Genomic DNA, 16,788 nt, shown 5'->3' with positions numbered 1-16,788 from the left:
CGCGAACCCGCCCGCCCGCGGAAGGGTCACTCTTACCCTTTCCCCATCCTTTGCAGACGAGGCGCACCGGCGTGTTGCTGAGCATGACCGGGTTCGGCGCGGCCCGTATCGACGCCGAGGGTTTCGGCGTTGCGGTCGAGGTTCGGGCGGTCAACAACCGGCACCTGAAGCTGACCGTGCGCGGGTCGGACCCGTACCCGCTCCTGGAAAGTGAACTAGAAAAGGTCGTCCGCCGGCACGTCCGCCGCGGGACGCTTCACGTTCACATCCGGGTCGAGCGGCAGGGGGGCGCCGCAGCACCGGTGCTCAACACCGCCGTTCTGGGCGACTACCTCAAGCAACTCCGGGCGGCGTGCCTCGCCGCAGGCACGCCGGAACTGCTCGCCCCGCTCGCCGCCGGCGCGCTGAGCCTGCCCGGGGTCGCGCCGGAAACGCGCAACGGCGCCGCCCCGCCCGACGACGAGTGGCCGGTGGTGGAGAAGGCCCTTGAGGCCGCGCTGGTGAAGCTCACCGAAATGCGCCGGGAAGAGGGCAAAGCGCTCGCCACGGAACTGCTCGGCCACCGCCAGACCATCGCGGACCAACTGGACGCGATCAAGACGCTGCTGCCCGGCGTGGTGACCGAATACCGGCACCGCATTCTCGATCGCGTCAAAACGGCCGTGGCCGACGCCGGGCTGGTGCTGAACGCCGAGACCGTCGTTCGCGAGGTCGCGCTGTTCGCCGACCGCACCGACGTGTCGGAAGAGGTGATGCGGCTGAGCAGTCACCTCGATCAGTTCGCGGCCCTGCTCTGGAAGGGCGAGGAGGCCGGCCGCAAGCTGGAGTTCGTCATTCAGGAAATGGGCCGCGAGACCAACACCATCGGCTCCAAGGCCGGCGACGTGGCCATCAGCCGCCACGTGGTCGAGATGAAATCGACGTTGGAGAAATTGCGGGAGCAGGTGCAGAACGTCGAGTAGAATGGGTAATTGGCGGTTTGATATTTGTGATCGCCGGTTGAAACGCGGCGACGCCCCGGCGAGTTCCTTCGATCGACATCCGCAACCTGAACCAACCGGCAATGTTCCCACCTTCACCGGCGCCGCTGATCGTCGTTTCCGGGCCGAGCGGCGTCGGGAAAACGACCCTCGTGGACCGGCTGCTCGCGGGTGCGGGCCACAAGCTCCGGCGGGCGGTCACCGCGACCACCCGCGGCAAACGCGCGGGCGAGCAGGGCGGGGTGGATTACCACTTTTGGACGCAGGACGAGTTCCGCCGGGCGATCGCCGACGACCGAATGCTGGAGTGGGCCGAGGTGTTCGGCACGGACCTGTACGGCACCCCGCGTTCGGAAGTGGACCCGTACCGGGTGGGCGGGACCGGGGTGATCCTGGTGATCGACGTTCAGGGCGCCGGCCGCGTCCGCGCGCTGATGCCCGACGACCACCTGTCGGTGTTCATCGCCCCGCCGAGCATGGAAGAGCTGGAGGCCCGGCTCCGCGGGCGGAACGACACGAGTGAGGAGCGCATCCGGCGCCGGCTCGAAACGGCCCGGATGGAACTCGCCCAGGCGGACCAGTTTCATCACCGAATCGTGAACCGCGACCTCGACGCCGCGGTTCGCGAGTTGGACCACGTGATTCGCGAAAAATTCCACTGCTGAGGGTGCGACCATGCTCGACGAGCTGAAAGAAGAAGGCATCGTGAACAAGGTGGGCGGGCGGTTCAAGCTGTCCACGCTGATCCAGAAGCGCATGGTCGCGCTGAACAACAAGGCCACCCCGCTGGTGGACACCCGCGGCCTGCCGGACCGCATGGCGGTCGTGATCCAGGAGATCCTCCAGGACAAAATCTACCTGGACGCGTCCGGCGAGGTGCAGTCGAAGAACCAGACGGTGATGGCGAACCTGCCCGGCGCGTACCCGGGTATGCCCGGCGCCACCCCGCCGGCCCCCGGCTCGACGGCCAAGCAGTCGGACGAGTGATTTCGGCCCGTAACGGCCGCTCGTTCGCGAATAAAGACGTTCAAGCCGCGCGGGCGCCCGGACCTGATTGGTCCGGGCGCCCGCGCGGCTTTTGTGTGATGATGTAATCTTTGTGTCCCGCCCGCCTTGCGATTCACACGGATTGGCGGCGCGGGTTACCCGAAGCCGATCCTTCCGCGAAGCCAAGCGGGCGGGACGCCCGCGCTCCAGAAACCCGGTCATCGCCCGCCGAGGCGTGCAACAGCGGCCTTGGCTTCTCGCGTGAGCCGGACTGTTGGCTCTCCGGTCGTCAGTCGGTCGAGCATTTTTCGGGCGGCGGGCGTTCCGATACCTTCCAGCACTTCCACCGCCCGAACGTCTCTCAGATCTTCACCGCTCACGGCCGCGGTCGGCGACAGGGCGTTCATCAACGGCGCGATCCGGTTCCGCAACTCGGGCGACGGTTGCCCGGTTAACGCCGCAGTGAGTGCCAGTTCGGCCCGGCTGCCGAGCGCCCGCAGCTCCGTTTCGGCGGCTTCTCGCTGTTTGAAGTCTTCCGAGTCGAGCTGGCGGACGAGGGCCGGCGCGGTCGTCGACGGGGCCGCCGGTTTGAGCCGCTCCTCGAACAATCGCAGCGCGAGATCCGGGGCGTCGATGAGGCGCAGCACGGCCACCCGCGCCGCGCCGGCGTCGGCTTTCTTCAGTGCGTCCCACGCGGCGCCTGCTTCCGCCGGTTCGAGTGCGGTTCGGAACGGGGTTGCGTCCCAGAGCAGGATCGTTCCGTCCATGTGTCCGGTCGCGACGGTCCGCCCGCCCGGTCCGACGGCCAGCGCGGTGGCGAACGGATCGGACGGCCGCACCCGGGGCGTTGAGCCGGCGGCAACGGCGTGAACTTCCTTTCGGGTGGCCAACTCGTAGGTCCGGAACCCGCTGCTCCCGGCAATCACCAGCGTTCTGCCGTCGGGGGCAAAGGAGAACCGGGCCGCGCCCGTGGTCGGAAACTGGGCGAACGCCCGGGCGGTTGCGATGTCCCACAACTTCACCGGGGAGTCCCCGACCGACTCGGCCGTACCGCTGTCGTCGGTCACCCGCGTGGCCACGGTCCGGCCGTCCGCGGAGAAAACCAGTTCGAGGGGCTGACCTGAAAGGCCACCTTTCAACAAATCCCGCTCGGTCAACCGCCCGATTTCCTTTCCAGTTGCAGTAGCAATCAGGCGCGCTCCCGGGTGTTCGTCGATTGGGGGGATGATCGCGCACACCTCACCGCCCGGTGCAATAATCGGCTCGCGCCCGCTGCCGCTGACCTGTTCCTCGCGAACAACCTTTCGCTCGGCCAGGTCCCACACCGTGAGATAGTGCCCGGGCGGCGTCCGCTCGCCTGCGATGCCGTTATACGTCAGGGTGACGAGCCGCTTTCCGTCGGGTGTCACCGTCGCCTGCAGGCACCTGCCCGAAACGTACTGGGTACGGGGCGCGCTGCCTTTCGGAATCGTGGCTCCCGTCCCGGATGCGAGGTCCCAAACTTTCAGAGGATCGCGTCCGACATCGTTCGAGGTAATGAGCGTGCGCCCGTCGGGCGTGAACGCCATGAGATCCCCAAAGTCCTTTAGCATCCGCTGCTGCGCACGGCCCGATGCCAGATCCCAGACGTAGTGGTAGTCGTCGGCCGCCGCGGATACGAGGGCCGCACCGCCGGGTGCGAACAGCAGCCGGGTGACGGCTTCGGTGTGCCCCTGATCCCAGGTGACCGGCCACATCGCCTTTCCGGTCGCAACGTCCCACCGCTGAACGGTCGGCGCTCGCCAAACGAACCCGGTTTCGTCCGGGGTGAAGGCGAACGTCGTCGGCACCTTCCAGAACATCAACACGGCCTCGTCCGGTGTCAGGCGAGGGGCGTTTAGTTCCCGAACGACGGCCCGCTTGACCGTGTCGTACAGGACCACACGCCGTAAACCGTGGGACAGGGCAACGAGTCGACCCGAGGCCGATACCGCTACCGGGCCGTGGTTGTATGGGTCGCGAACCCCTGTACCGTCCCACGCCTTTCCCGCCACATTGCTCCCATCCGCCGCAGACCAGAACTCGAACCCGGACCCGTTCGGGGCGATCACCACGTTCTTGCCGTCGGGTGCGAAAAAGAAAAATCTGATGTTGGTAAGCTTCTTCTGCCAAAGTGTCTTTCGGTTCACAAGATCCCGGCAAACCAATTGCCCATCTTGCTGATGGGTCAGGAGCAGGTTTCCGTCTGGCGAGAACAGGTTCCGGGGCTCCCCGTATCGGACATTCAGCGGTTTGGAACTGCCCAGTTCGGTCGGCTCGCCAGCTTTTACAAAGTCCCACACGCACACTTTTCGCAGAGACGGTGGGTCGGTTTCCGGTCCGCAGATGAAGGCCACTTTCGTCGCGCCAGAATGTACCGCAAGGCCCCGGACCGCGTCTCCACTGAGCGGGAGCGTACCGACCAGCTTTCCGGTCGCAAGTTCCCACACGCGAATCTCGGCTTTACGTGATGCCGAAAACGCCGCCCCTGCCAAGTACCGGCCATCGGCCGCCAGTGCCGTCTCGTGAGTCAGCGGTCCGTCGAGCGCGCGAACGTCTCGCGCCGCGCCGGTGACGGCGTCGTAGGTTCGGACGATCAGATCGTCGCCAGCGGTCACCACCGTTTTCCCGTCCGGTGTTACCGCAACGTGGGCGCCCGGGGCGCGGTGGCGGCCCGTGCCGAACCGCGCCAGAGCACCGGCCGGGAGCGGGTCGCCGAACCGGTCGATGCGTTCGGCCGATTTCTGAGCCCCCTTTGGGCCGCTTGTTTCGGTCGCGGCCGTTTTCTCGTCCGGGCGCCCGGCGGCTCCGAGCAGACCCATCCCGCATGCGACCAGGCTCGCGAAGAGTGTGACCGCCTTCCACCGGCCGCCCCCGCCGCCGAGAAGTCCCGACAGGGCAACGGGAGCACGGCCGGACGCAAGATAGGCGACCGCGGCGCGGGCCTGCTGCGACGCATCCGTCGCCCCGGTCACCAGTTCGGTTGCCAGCACGCCGACGCCAGCAGCGGGCAGACTGATCCCGCGCCGCGCCAGCCGGTCGCGGAGCAGGTTGCGACCGCGCTCCAGCCGTCGCTTGAGCATGGCGAGCGAGTACCCCAGCGCCGCCGCGGCTGCATCGCGCGTGTGCCCCTGGAGGTAGCACAACACGAGCGGGCCGCGGACGCTTTCGGGTAGTGCTGAAAGTTCTTCGTCCAGCGCCCAGCAGATCTCGTTCCAAGCGGCGGCCGTGTGAGGGTCCGGTTCGGACACCGGGCCGTCGGTCGGTTCCGCAACGGGTATTCGCGGGGCGGCTTTCCGGGCCAGCCGGACCGCGGTCGCGTGCAGCCACGGGCCGACGGTCGGCCCCCACGGACCTGCTGCGGCTTTCTGGGCGAGGACCAGAAACGTGGCCTGGCACACGTCTTCGGTCGCGTGAACGTCACCGAGACAGCGGCGGGCCGTCCCGCGCACCAGCCGGCCGTGCCGCACAACCAGTTCCGCGAACGCGGCCTCGTCGCGGTCGGCAGCGAAACGGGCGAGCAGTTCGGCATCGGTGGGCCGTGCGGCGTTGGAACCGAGTCGGCACAGCGCGGTTGCGCGACGGAACTCGAGGCGCGGCATCGCGGCTCCTTCGGACTGAGAGGCTACCCGATGTTAATGCCGAATTGAGGGGCGGCCGGCGCAAGAAATATCACGCCCGACTTCGGCGGTCGTGTTGTCGCGCCTCGAACGCGAACAGGCCAGGGGTGTGCCCCTGGCCTGCGCTTGAGTTCGGATGGAGGTGGTCGGAATCGACCGGTCAACCGCGCCGCCCCCGCTACTTCATCAGCAGCGTCGCACCGATGTACACGATCACCATCAGCACGACGGCAACCGCGATCAGCCCGATGGTGCCGGCGTTGCCCTTCGTCCGGCGCTCCACGGTTTCTTCGGCCCAGGCCGGTTCCGCGTCCGGAAGCTCTTCCAGCTCCGGGGGCGGCATGGGCTTGGCAGGCCGGGCCGGGCGGGTCGGCTCCGGGCGCCCGGTCGTCGCGCCGCGGGTGGGCAGCTTCGGCATCGGGCGGCCCAGTTCCGGCGGGGTGTGCGAGCGGGCGGCCGCGCCGCCTTCGGTCTCGTCACTCACCGCGGGCAGGTTGAACGACGCCCGGCTCGGCACGCCGCCGCGGGACGCCGGCGGCTGCGGGGTCTGTGCGCTCGGGGGCACGATCATGGAACTCGACGCCGGGTTGGACCGCGTTCCCGAACTCCCCGGACCCGAACGGCTCGGCAGCGTGATCTTCGTTCCCGGGTTCGACCGCCCGCCCAGCCCCGGCATCCGCCCGCCCGATTGGCTGCCGGGGGGCGTGCGGGCGCCGCTGCCGCCCGGTCCGTTCAGTTGGTTGAGGTCGTCCAGGAACGGCTCCAGCGCCTCGACCAGCTCGTCGCACCCGCTGTAGCGCTCTTCCGGGGGCTTCGCCATGAGCCGCTGCACAACCGCCGCGAGCCCGGCCGGCACGTTCGGAACCAGCTCGCGGATCGGCGTCGGTTCCTTCGTCTGGTGGGCCATCATCTTTTCGACCGCCGACCCCTCGGGGAACGGCACGTGCCCGGTCAGGGCGTAGTACAGTACGCACCCGAGGCTGTACTGGTCGCCCGCCGGCGTCCGGTTGGTCGGCTCCATGATGCTCTCGGGGCTGGCGCAGTCCAGCCCGCTGGTGAGCGTGTTGGCGGTGGACATGGTGTCCACCAGGCTCTCGCCCTCGTTCTCGACCAGCAAAGAGCCGATGCCGAAGTCGAGGATGCGGGCCTGGTTGTCGCTGCCGATCATGACGTTCGACGGCTTCACCAGCCCGTGGAACAGGTTGTTCTGGTGGGCCACCGTGAGCCCCTGGGCCACCTGAACCGCGTACAGCGCCGCGGTGGCGGGCGCCAGCTTGCCGTGGTGCTGGATCAGGGACTCGAGGGTGGTGCCTTCGACCAGCGGCCACGCGAGGTAGTGCAGCCCCCCGGCGGTGCCCACGTCCACGAACGGGACCACGGCCGGGTGCTCGAACGTGGCGAACGACCGCACCTGGCGGCGGGCCAGGCGCACGTTCCACATGCTGCGCCGCGGCAACACCTTGACCGCGTACAAGTTGCTGTCGTTCTTGGAGCTGGCCTTGTACACCTGGCCCATGCTCCCGGAGCCGATGGCGTCCAGCAGCACGTACGGCCCGAGCACCAGCCCCTGGCTCTTGCCGTTCAGAATGCGCTCGGCCTGGAACGCCGTGAGGGTGCCCTGGTCGACGAGGAACTCGGCCAGCGCCGGGGCTTCGGCACGGGGGTTCCGCTTAAGGAACTCGCCCACGATCTGGTCGAGGGGTCCGCGGTCGATCAGCCCGCTGCGCCGCAGGTCCCACACGAACCACTCGCACGCGCCGAGGTCGCTCGTCACCATTTGAGAATCGTCCTTACGGAGTGTGCCGGTGCGCTGCGGCCGGCGTAGTGGTCGCGGGTACGGTTTCGGCCCGCGCGACGGATTTCGCGTCTCACCGGAGCGGAGCGCAGGTACGCAAAATTAGGGCGCCTTTTGGAACTGTCAAACTCGCCCCCGGCCGTTTTCAGGCGTAACCCGATCCCCTATCCTGAACCCGAACGAGTGGCGGCACCGGCGCTTCTTGCCCGTAACGAACGGCCGGCACGCGCCGGGCCGCACCGCTCGCCGACCGCTCCGCGCCCCAAAGGTGGACCGACACATGCCTCCCCAGCCATACGACCCGTGCCCGTGCGGCAGCGGTAAGAAGTTTAAGTGGTGCTGCGCCTCGTACTTCGACACCGTCGAGAAGGCGTTCGAGCAGGAGCGGCAGGGGCAACACGAGGCGGCCCTCCAGACCATGCAGGGGCTCACCAAGGCGCGCCCGGACAACCCGTCGGTGTGGGGGTACTACGCGCAGTTCCTGTACAACGCCCAGCAGCCCGATAAGGCGGAGGAGGCCGTCGACGAGGCCCTGCGGCTGAACCCGGACTCGGGCATGGCGCACTTCCTGCGCGGCCAGTTCCGCGAGAACGAGGGCGAGCTGCTCGGCGCGCTGCTGCTGTTCCGCAAGGCCGCCGAGGCCTACGACCCCGAGTCCCACGACCAGCTCGCGCAGGTGTACTTCAAGATCTACCAGTACGAGGCGACGGTGCTGAACCGGCCGGTCGCCGCGCGGGCGGCGCTGGAGCGGGTGATCCACTTCCAGCCCACGGACGCGGAGCTGCGGCAGCAGTTCGAGGTCGAGTTCGGCCCCGAAGGGCCGTACCCGGCCGCGGCGTCCAAGAAGTACAAGTTCCGGCCCACCGCGAAGCCGGTGCCCGAGGCCGCCGCGACCGGGAAGCTGTCCGACGCGCGCAAGGCGTTCGAGGACCTCACCAAGCTCACCCCGGACGACCCGGCCGCGTGGTTCAACCTGGGGCTGGTGCTGGCGTGGCTGGGCGAGCAGCCGCGGGCCGTCGCGGCGCTGGTCAAGTCGCTGGAGTTCGAGACCGACGACCACCGCGCCGAAGAGGCCGGCGCGCTGGCGGAGGTGCTCCGCTGCGGCGCGGGGATGGAGAACGACACCGACCACATCTCGCACACGTTCGTCCTGCGGATCCGCGACGCGCAGGCGGTGATGAACCTGCTCCGCGCCTACGACCAGGCGCGCAAGCTGCGCAACATGCGCGCCGACCAGGAGAGCGGGATGCTGTTCGGCCTGCTGGTCGAGGAGCTGCCCTCGCTACTGGCGGTCGGGGCGGTGACGATGGCCAAGATCGCCGCGCGGCTGGTGGTGAGCAACGGGTCGATCTTCCTGAGCCACCCGAACCGCGAGTCCGTGGCGAAGGCGGCCGACGAGATCTACGCCGCGCTGCAGCTCGCGGTCGAGCAGCCGGTCGCCGGCCAGAACCCGCTCAACTTCCGCGACGTGGTGCTGGAGGCGATGGCCCAGCCGACCGCCAGCGGCGACCTGAACGCGGCCGAGGCCAAGCTCCGCGACCACGCGGCCAACTACTTCGAAGGCGTCTGGCTCCACCGCCCGCTGAAGGCGCTGAGCGGCAACGCCCCCATCGAGGCGGTGGGCAGCAAGGTCCTGCGCAAGCACGTGTTCGGGGTGGTGAAGTTCCTCGAAGACAGCCTGAAGCTGGCGGCGCCCAGCAAGCAGGTGGGGCAGGAGGTCGTGCCCATCGAGATGTACAACTTCGCGAACCTGCGCCACAAACTGAACCTGGAGTACGTGACCGCCGACCCGCCGAAGGTCCACGTGCCCGAGGACAAGAAGGACGAGCCCGCCCCGGCCCCGCAAGCCGCGGCCCCGGCGCCCGCGCCCAAGAAGCGCGACATCGGCGCCATGAACACGCCCGAACTGGCGGCGCTCGACGTGGCGACCCTGTCGGTCGGTGAGCTCGAACAGGCGATGCTGGCGGCCGTCAAGTTGAAGGCGCACGAACTGGCCGTCGCGTTCGCACAGGCCGGGCTGCTGAAGCCGTTCGACGCGGCCAACCCGGACCGGTACCGGCTGTACGCGACCGCCATCACCGGGGCCGCCGCCAACGGCGACACGGCCCGCGCCGGCGAGCTGATCGACGAGGGCACGAAGTACGACGCCGAGCACAACGGCGGCCAGCGGGGGACGGACTATCAGCTCCGGAAGATCGCACTGTTCGTGAAGGCCAAGGATGCGGAAAAAGCGGCGGCGGAGTACAGCGCCCTGCTGGCCGCGCACCCGGACGAGGGCAAGTTCTACGCCAGCGCCGCCGAGGACATGCTGCGGTTGAAGAACGGCGAGAAGGCGCTCCAGTTCGCCGAGGGCGGGCTGGAAGCGGCCCGCCGCACCGGCAACCGCGACCTTGAGGGCCACTGCTCCGAACTGGTCGCCGCCGCGCAAAAGGCGAAGTGATCGGGCCGTGCGTTTTGGTGCGCAATTGGCCCGGCCGGCTCTCATGAGGGAGCCGGCCGGGCCAATTTCATATCGTCACTGGTTCAAATGGGTCGTCCGCACGCCGAATGAGGAACACGCGGGTTCAGGGCGATCGCGAAGGCGGGCAATTGATGGCGCGCCCGGGGGGGGCAATGGCGGTCTGCTGATCCCGTCCAAAACGGTAGCTAAGTGATGTTGCTGCTGTTAATCTGATTGAGTATAGATTAGTTAACTCGTGCAGGTTTTGACCGCGAGTAACTCGAATGGTTAGGGCCGATCTGCAAGAGAAGTTAGCTAGCGTGGCGGCGGACTTGCTATCGTTCCGGTCGCTTCAACCCGCGGTGCGCCGCATTTTTGCGGTTCCCGCCGGCACATGGCAATCGGTCGCGGGCTGCTGCACGGAGCTGGTCGATCTCCCCAAGTTCGCCCGTGAGATCTTCGCTGAGCACGCTGAGCGGTTCGTCGTCACACACCTCCCGTGGCCTGGTACGGGTATGAGCGATTCGGACTGTTTGGTCCTGTTCGTTCATGACGACGAGTTGTGGTCTACCATCGCCTATTTCAACCGCGCGAGTCTGTCGGTGGTTTGAGCGAGCCACGCGGCCTATGCCCACTGTAGTAGCACAACTACCGGGCTCACCGGCGTGATAGCAAATCCGGTCAAAGCGTAACGGGCGGTCGCCTCTCACCTTCTCTAAAAGGGAGGTCGGCGAGTCTTTGCGAGTCGGGTGGGGGGGGGGCATGCCACCCGGCTTGGGGAACGTTCTCCGCTCGCTGCCAACGCTGTTCGTTAACTGAACAGTTGTTGGACCGGAGTCCCGTCGGCGACCCGCCACGGGCGGCCCGTGGGGTCCTGGATCTCGGTCGCCGGGTCGATTCCCAGGGCGTGATAGACGGTTGCGGTCAGATCGGCGGGCGACACCGGGTTGGACGCCGGGTCGGCCCCGATGCGGTCGCTCGCTCCGTAGACCGCGCCGCCCCGAACGCCGCCCCCGGCGAGCACCGCCGAGTAGCACCGGGGCCAGTGCTGCCGGCCCCCGTTCTCCACCCGCGGCGTGCGCCCGAACTCGCCCACCCACACCACGAGCGTTTCGTCCAGAAGCCCGCGCGCGGTCAGGTCGTCCAGCAGCGCGGCGAAGGCCGCGTCGGCCGGCGGCATGAGCCGGGTCTTGAGCGACGGGAAGTTGTCCCCGTGGGTGTCCCAGAACGCCCGCCCGTCGTCGGGCCAGTTGACCGTCACCAGCCGGGTGCCGGCCTCGACCAGTCGGCGGGCGAGCAGGCAACTCTGCCCGTGGGGGTGTCGCCCGTACTTGTCCCGCACCTGCGCCGGCTCGCGCGACAGGTCGAACGCCGTCGAGACGGCCGGGGCGAGGAGCAAATCGAGGGCCTTGCCCTGGAGCCCGGTGAAGCCCGCGCCCGAGCCGCCGGTCCGGTCCAGGTGGCGGGACAGTTCGGCCCGGCTCCGGAGCCGGTGGGGGGACACGTCGCCGGGCGACGACAGCCCCGCCACGGCGAACGACTCCAGGTTCGGGTTCCCGGTGACAAGGAACGGGTCCGTGCCGGAGCCCAGCCACCCGCCGTTCTGGCCCGGCGCGGTGCCGCCGGGCGCGGACGGGTGGGACACCGCCCAGGGGAGTGTGACGGCGGAGGGCATCGCCCCGGTCGCGGGCGCCAGCTTGTGGACGACGGCCCCGAGGCACGGGGCGTCGCCCCGGCTCGCCCCGTCGGAATCGGAGTTGGGCCGGGGCGCGACCCGGCCGGTCATCAGGTGATGCACGGGGGACAGGTGCGCGGGGTCTGTGTGCGTCATCGACCGCACCACCGCGTACTGGTGCGCGCGGGCCGCCAGCCGGGGAAAGTGCTCCCCGATTCGCAGCCCCGGGACGGTCGTCGCAATCGATTCGAACGCCCCGCGCACCTCGAGCGGGGCGGCGGGCTTGGGGTCCCAGGTGTCGAGGTGGCTCGGTCCGCCCCACATGAACAGCAGAATGACGGACCGGGCGCGACCCTTCGGGGCCGCGCCGGCGCGCGCCTGGAGCACGTCCGTGAGCCCGAACCCGAGCGGGGTAAGGGCACCGACCCGTAACATTTCGCGGCGCGACAATCCACGACAGGGCCGGGGGGGCGGTGTGGTCATGAGCGTTCCTCGGTCGTCATCGAGAAGCGAAGTCGGTGGGAGCGGCTGGTTGAACGCATCACAAGCGGTTCAACGCAGCGGCCGGTCGGTGGGAGGCTAAGGCCCGTGGTCCAATTCGGTGTGCGGGGCGGTTCGGCCGTGCGCGGTGTCGGTTCGCGGAGCGAGGCGGGATGTTAAGACTCTCGCAAGCAATCGCCTTGCGGTCAAGTGACTTTCGGTCGCCGGTTGCATTTTGTCCAGCGAAACTGTTCATTTCGCGCCGCCGGCCGAAAGTTCGGCCGGGCCAGGGATTCGGTGCCCGGTAATCTGAACCAAGTAAGTAAGGCTCTTTTGCAGGTGCCGCCGCAGTTTGAACACCAGGGACGAGCTGTGTAAACTCGGGTCACGAGGAGCCCCATCGATGCCAGGTCCGCGCAAGACGTCCGCGAAGGCAACGACCGATCCGCAACTCGTCGAACGGGTGCGTGTGGTTCTGAACGGCACCCGGAGCGTGGTCGAGAAAAAGCTGTTCGGTGGGATCGCGTGGCTGCTGAACGGGAACGTGTGCGTGGGCGTGTGGCAGCGCTGGCTGATCGCCCGGCTCGGTGGCGACGATGTCGCGGCCCTTCGCGACCCCAACGTGCGCCCGTTCGACATCACCGGTAAGCCCATGAGGGGGTGGGTGAAGGTCGAACCGGCCGGGTGCGCCACCGACGACGAACTTCGCGACTGGGTTCAGCAGTGCGTGGCGTTCGTGCGCACGTTACCTGTGAAGTAGCCAACGAACCTCCGCGGCCGGTTCCGTGTCCGAAGCGCACGACACGGAGCAACGCATGTATCCCAAACGCAGTCGGGCCGCCACGATCGCACGCGACACGCTCGACATCGTCGCCGCGGGGCGGTACCAGAACCGACGCGGCGAGACGGTTCCCATCGCCCACCTTGTTGAGGCCGCACGCGACGGCACGCGCACCTACTCGCCCGACGAACCGCTCCCGCGGTTCGATCCTTCGGGCGCGGCCGGCGTCTTCGAGACGGTCAACGACACCACGCTCGCGGCCTCGCACCAACTCGTCAGAGAGGGCTTCCGGCCGGTCGCGCTCAACTTCGCGAGTGCCCGTCACCCCGGCGGCGGCTTCCTTGGCGGCGCCCGCGCGCAAGAGGAATCGTTGTGCCGTGCGTCGGCGCTGTACGCGTGCATCAACGGCAACCCGATGTACCGCGACCACGCCCACACCGGGGGCGGGTTCTACACGAACTACGCCATCTACTCGCCCGCCGTGCCGGTGTTCAAAGACGACGAGGGCGAACTCCTCGACGCCCCCTACTTGTGCGCGTTCGTAACGAGTCCGGCGGTCAACGTCGGCGCGATCCGCGATTCCGAGCGGCGCCTGGTGCGGGACGAGATGCGTGAGCGGATCGATAAAGTGCTGACACTGATGGCGGGGCACGGGCACGATGCGATTGTGCTCGGCGCGTGGGGCTGCGGGGTGTTCAAGAACGAGCCCGATGCCATTGCCGAGCTGTTCGCGAAGGCGCTGCGGGGGCGGTTCGCGGGCTGCTTCGCGAAGGTCGTTTTCGCGGTGCTCGACTCGTCGGCCGAGGAGCGGTTCATCGGCCCGTTTGCGAAGCGGTTCGGGTCGCACTCGCCGACGCCGCCGGTGTAACCCGGGAGTCAAACGTCTACGGCCGACCGCCACGCGCCGTCCCCTCCGAGCACCTCGTGGGGCCGGAACCGGCCCTTGTACTCCAGCGACCGGCACCCCTTCACGTAGTAACCCAGGTACACGTGCGGCAGGTGCTGCTCGCCCGCCACGCGCAGGGCCGAGAGCACGTTGAACGTGCCCAGCGAGCGCGCCCGCTCGTCCGGGTCGTGGAAGAAGTAGATCAGCGACAGCCCCTCGGGGAACCGGTCGACGTACCCCACCCCCACCAGCTTCTCGCCCAAGTAGTAGCACCACTCCTGCGTCACGAACGGGTTGTCCACGAACGACTCGGCGTAGTCCGCGGCGCTCTTCGGGCCGTGGTCGTTCCAGCCCACGTGGTCGCTCTGGAACGCGTGGAACCGGTCGTACAGGTCGAGCTTGTCGTCCGTCACCTCGGGCGCGCCGATCTCGAGCCGCACGTCCCCCGCGTTGGCCGCGAGGCAGCGGCGCTGCGACCGGTCGGGCTTGAACGCGGCCACCGGTACCCGCAGCGACTGGCACGCGGTGCAGGACGGGCACGTCGGGCGGAACAGCGAGAACCCGAACCGCCGCCACCCGGCCTTCAACCGCTCCTGGTACTCCGCGGCCGTCATCCGGGCGACGATCTCGTAGGTGAGGGCCGCGCGCCGGTCCGGCAGGTAGCTGCACGCGCTCGGCGGGCTGGTGAAAACCAACAGCGATTCCATGCGCACCCCGGTTGCGAACGCTCACCCCGAACGGGAACCCGCGTGCCGAAATTGTAATTGGCCGCCCGCCCCGCGCGAGCGCGAAATCGGCCCGGCGGCGGTTGTGTGCGCCCGCCGGGCGACGCATATTACACCGAGCACCCGCTGCGAGGCGCCCGATGCCGTTCGACCCGCAACTGTCCGCCCGCGCCGCCACCCGCGACTATTTCGTCCGGCGGGCCGAGCGGTTCCCCGGGCTCGTCGTCCTGCTGGACGAGTTCCTCGCAGACCCCACGCTTGGTCGCGCGTCGCACCTGCTCCGGGCGTACTTCCGCGCCCACCGCGCCGGCGACGTTGAGGCGCTGCGCGCCCTCACCTGGACCTTCGCCGACAAACGGGTCGTCCGCGCGGTCGTCGATTCCGTACTCGCGGACGAAGAGGCGCTGAAGGCGATCGCGGCCCGTTCGTACCCGCACCCGATCGGGTTCGACAAGCTCGTGCTCGCCGACGACCGCGCGGCGGGCTTCAAGCTGCGGCTCCACGTGTACTGGCGCGGGGCCAACTTCGCGTCGCTCGAGCGGCTCCACCTGCACCGGTTCGAGATGGCGTCGGCGGTCGTGACCGGCGAGCTGACCAACCACGTCTGGCGCGTCACGGGGTTCCGGCCGTCCGGCGACCTGCTCGCGGCCGTGGACCTCGCGCCCGCGGACCCGCTCCGGGCGAACACCCGCCGCACCGCGCCCGTGTACGCGGGCTACCGGCGCGACGCCGGCGGGGCGCTCCGCAAAACCTACCTCGGCGAGGCGACGATCGAGCGCGGCGCGTCCGAGACGTTCACGTCGGGCGACGCCTACGCGCAACCGCTCGAAGACGCGCACTTCGTGGAGACGAACGCCGAGACCGGGTTCGCCAACGGCGACTTCTGCTCCACGGTCTACGTTCACGGGCCGGCGCTGGTCGACCGGGCCGGGCGGGCGCTCCCGGTACTGTTCGAGGACGCGCGGCTCCCGGACGACGACGCGACCGTGCCCACGATCCCGGCCCTCGCGGTCGAGCAGTTGCGCGGCTGCCTCGTCCGGTACCGCGACACGCTGACCGAGATCCTGAGCTTCTACGACTGGCTGTACGACCCGAAGCACGGGCGGAACTTGTCGGTCGGGATGATCGCCGGGTACCTGCTGTGCGAGGAGTTCCGCACCCCGCACGCGATCGACGTGTTCGAGCGGCGCTACGACGACTGCAAGGGCGTGCTGGACCGCTACGAAGGGGTGTTGAGCGACGTGCTCGACGGCCGCACCGACCGGCTCAGCGACGCCGACCGGAGCACCCGGTACGTGCGGCTGCTGGTGGCGAAGGCCCGGGCGCACCCGGACGGTCCGCGGGCGTGGCTCGGCGAATACGGCTCGCTGCGGAAAGAGATGTGGCGGTACTTCGGGGCGCTGCGCGGGGAGGTGAGCCCGCGCATCACGGTGCTGAAGCCGATCTGGGACGGCGTGGTGAAGCGGAAGCTCCCGGGGGGCATGCACTACGGGCACGTCGGGGCGATGATCGAGGCCGCGTTCGAGGCCAACGCCATCGCCATGCGGCACTTCGAGGCGCATTCGCTCGGCCCGCGCGGCGGCGCCGGCGAACTGGTCGCGACGTTCAAGGACGAACACAACATCGCGAGTGCCGTGGACGACGAGATCGAGGAGCGGGTTCGGCGGGTGCTGCACGCGCACTACCCCGCGTACCGGTTTTGCGGCGAAGAGCACGGGGACGCCGACGACACCGCGCCGGTCGCCGGCGCGCGCCGCTTTCTGGTGGACCCGCTCGACGGGACGCGCAACTTCCTGGGCCGGCGGCAGGAGTTCGGCGTTTCGCTCGCGTGCCAGGAGTGGACCGGGGCCGGGTGGTCCACCACCGACGCCGTGGTGAGCCACCCGGCGTCGGGGCGCATTTTTTGGGCCGAGCGCGGGCAGGGGGCGTTCGTGATCGAGCGCAACGACTTCGAGCACCGGGGGGCGGCGTTCGCGGCGCCGGTGGACGCCGCCGAACCGCTCCGCAACCAGATCATCGATTACTCGGCCCGCGGGCTCGACCTGGGTGCCCAGACGGAGGTGTTCCGCGAACTGGTGGTGCGGAACGCGGCGGTGCGCAACAGCGGGTCGGTGGCGCTCATCCTGGCGTACATGGCCGGGAGCGGCGGGGCCGGGGCGATCATCACCGCGAACGACTACGACGTGGCGGCCGGGGTGCTGATCGCACACGAGGCGGGGGCGTGCGTGTCGCAACTGGTGTTCAGGTCCGGTGGCGAAGAGCGAACGTGTACGGTGGCGGGCGCCAACGACCGAATTCACGTCGCCCTGGCGGCCCTGGTGCGGGCGCAAATCGCCAAGCACGGCGGCGAAGTGCTGGGCGAGACGCCCGCCGCCCCGCAGGCGTGAGCGCGACGGGCGCA

General features: G+C 69.0%; 12 protein-coding genes. 8 read left to right on the top strand and 4 right to left on the bottom strand.

The annotated features are described in order from the left end of the window. The first annotated feature begins 71 nt into the window (after window positions 1-71). The 3 genes from GobsT_RS29070 (at window position 72) to GobsT_RS29060 (ending at window position 1,967) form a co-directional block, all read left to right on the top strand. Window positions 72-962, top strand: a complete 891-nt coding sequence (locus GobsT_RS29070) for a YicC/YloC family endoribonuclease (RefSeq protein ID WP_010047585.1) — start codon at window positions 72-74, stop codon at window positions 960-962. Window positions 963-1,063: 101 nt separating this feature from the next. After that, on the top strand, window positions 1,064-1,645 hold the full coding sequence (gene gmk, locus GobsT_RS29065) for a guanylate kinase (protein WP_010047587.1): 582 nt from the start codon (window positions 1,064-1,066) through the stop codon (window positions 1,643-1,645). A gap of 10 nt (window positions 1,646-1,655) precedes the next feature. Continuing rightward, the gene (locus GobsT_RS29060; RefSeq protein WP_010047590.1) at window positions 1,656-1,967 is read left to right on the top strand and encodes a DNA-directed RNA polymerase subunit omega; all 312 of its coding nucleotides are present in this window, start codon (window positions 1,656-1,658) and stop codon (window positions 1,965-1,967) included. Between the two features lie 218 nt (window positions 1,968-2,185). On the opposite strand, the gene GobsT_RS29055 is transcribed toward GobsT_RS29060, so the two are convergent. Continuing rightward, on the bottom strand, window positions 2,186-5,587 hold the full coding sequence (locus GobsT_RS29055; RefSeq protein WP_010049175.1) for a sigma factor: 3,402 nt from the start codon (window positions 5,585-5,587) through the stop codon (window positions 2,186-2,188). A 196-nt stretch (window positions 5,588-5,783) separates the two neighbouring features. Continuing rightward, a complete protein-coding gene (locus GobsT_RS29050) occupies window positions 5,784-7,382 on the bottom strand; it encodes a serine/threonine protein kinase (protein ID WP_010049177.1) in 1,599 nt (532 codons plus the stop codon). Between the two features lie 298 nt (window positions 7,383-7,680). Here GobsT_RS29050 and GobsT_RS29045 point away from each other — a divergent pair, with 298 nt between their 5' ends. Both GobsT_RS29045 and GobsT_RS29040 read left to right on the top strand, forming a co-directional pair. After that, window positions 7,681-9,840, top strand: coding sequence for a tetratricopeptide repeat protein (locus GobsT_RS29045; RefSeq protein WP_010049180.1), 2,160 nt, complete (start codon window positions 7,681-7,683; stop codon window positions 9,838-9,840). A 284-nt stretch (window positions 9,841-10,124) separates the two neighbouring features. Next, window positions 10,125-10,451 (top strand): hypothetical protein, encoded by a 327-nt coding sequence (locus GobsT_RS29040; protein ID WP_010044931.1) that lies wholly within the window; start codon window positions 10,125-10,127, stop codon window positions 10,449-10,451. A 200-nt stretch (window positions 10,452-10,651) separates the two neighbouring features. Here GobsT_RS29040 and GobsT_RS29035 read toward each other — a convergent pair whose 3' ends face one another. After that, window positions 10,652-11,998: a DUF1501 domain-containing protein gene (locus tag GobsT_RS29035; protein WP_029601105.1), complete on the bottom strand. Its 1,347-nt coding sequence runs from the start codon at window positions 11,996-11,998 to the stop codon at window positions 10,652-10,654. Between the two features lie 400 nt (window positions 11,999-12,398). Between GobsT_RS29035 and GobsT_RS29030 the strand changes: the two genes are divergently transcribed. Both GobsT_RS29030 and GobsT_RS29025 read left to right on the top strand, forming a co-directional pair. Beyond that, window positions 12,399-12,755, top strand: a complete 357-nt coding sequence (locus tag GobsT_RS29030; RefSeq protein WP_010044933.1) for a TfoX/Sxy family protein — start codon at window positions 12,399-12,401, stop codon at window positions 12,753-12,755. A 55-nt stretch (window positions 12,756-12,810) separates the two neighbouring features. Then, entirely contained in the window at window positions 12,811-13,644 is an 834-nt protein-coding gene (locus tag GobsT_RS29025; RefSeq protein WP_010044939.1) for a TIGR02452 family protein, read from the top strand. 8 nt (window positions 13,645-13,652) lie between these two features. Here the strand turns inward: GobsT_RS29025 and GobsT_RS29020 are convergent, their stop codons facing one another. Further along, window positions 13,653-14,369 (bottom strand): arginyltransferase, encoded by a 717-nt coding sequence (locus GobsT_RS29020; RefSeq protein WP_010044942.1) that lies wholly within the window; start codon window positions 14,367-14,369, stop codon window positions 13,653-13,655. 158 nt (window positions 14,370-14,527) lie between these two features. On the opposite strand from GobsT_RS29020, the gene GobsT_RS29015 reads away from it, so the two are divergent. Beyond that, complete coding sequence (locus GobsT_RS29015) at window positions 14,528-16,774, top strand: inositol monophosphatase family protein (RefSeq protein WP_010044944.1); 2,247 nt, start codon at window positions 14,528-14,530, stop codon at window positions 16,772-16,774. Window positions 16,775-16,788 lie beyond the last annotated feature (14 nt).

Source organism: Gemmata obscuriglobus (assembly GCF_008065095.1).
GTDB classification, from domain to species: Bacteria; Planctomycetota; Planctomycetia; order Gemmatales; family Gemmataceae; genus Gemmata; species Gemmata obscuriglobus.
This window is presented reverse-complemented; position numbering and strand designations above follow the sequence as displayed.

What these genes read in the sequence shown, in the direction of transcription:
- GobsT_RS29020 (WP_010044942.1), bottom strand. Translation starts at nt 14,369, where the DNA reads ATGGAATCGCTGTTGGTTTTCACCAGCCCGCCGAGCGCGTGCAGCTAC.
- GobsT_RS29035 (WP_029601105.1), bottom strand. Translation starts at nt 11,998, where the DNA reads ATGACCACACCGCCCCCCCGGCCCTGTCGTGGATTGTCGCGCCGCGAA.
- GobsT_RS29015 (WP_010044944.1), top strand. Translation starts at nt 14,528, where the DNA reads ATGCCGTTCGACCCGCAACTGTCCGCCCGCGCCGCCACCCGCGACTAT.
- GobsT_RS29055 (WP_010049175.1), bottom strand. Translation starts at nt 5,587, where the DNA reads ATGCCGCGCCTCGAGTTCCGTCGCGCAACCGCGCTGTGCCGACTCGGT.
- gmk (WP_010047587.1), top strand. Translation starts at nt 1,064, where the DNA reads ATGTTCCCACCTTCACCGGCGCCGCTGATCGTCGTTTCCGGGCCGAGC.
- GobsT_RS29050 (WP_010049177.1), bottom strand. Translation starts at nt 7,382, where the DNA reads ATGGTGACGAGCGACCTCGGCGCGTGCGAGTGGTTCGTGTGGGACCTG.
- GobsT_RS29030 (WP_010044933.1), top strand. Translation starts at nt 12,399, where the DNA reads ATGCCAGGTCCGCGCAAGACGTCCGCGAAGGCAACGACCGATCCGCAA.
- GobsT_RS29040 (WP_010044931.1), top strand. Translation starts at nt 10,125, where the DNA reads ATGGTTAGGGCCGATCTGCAAGAGAAGTTAGCTAGCGTGGCGGCGGAC.
- GobsT_RS29045 (WP_010049180.1), top strand. Translation starts at nt 7,681, where the DNA reads ATGCCTCCCCAGCCATACGACCCGTGCCCGTGCGGCAGCGGTAAGAAG.
- GobsT_RS29025 (WP_010044939.1), top strand. Translation starts at nt 12,811, where the DNA reads ATGTATCCCAAACGCAGTCGGGCCGCCACGATCGCACGCGACACGCTC.
- GobsT_RS29060 (WP_010047590.1), top strand. Translation starts at nt 1,656, where the DNA reads ATGCTCGACGAGCTGAAAGAAGAAGGCATCGTGAACAAGGTGGGCGGG.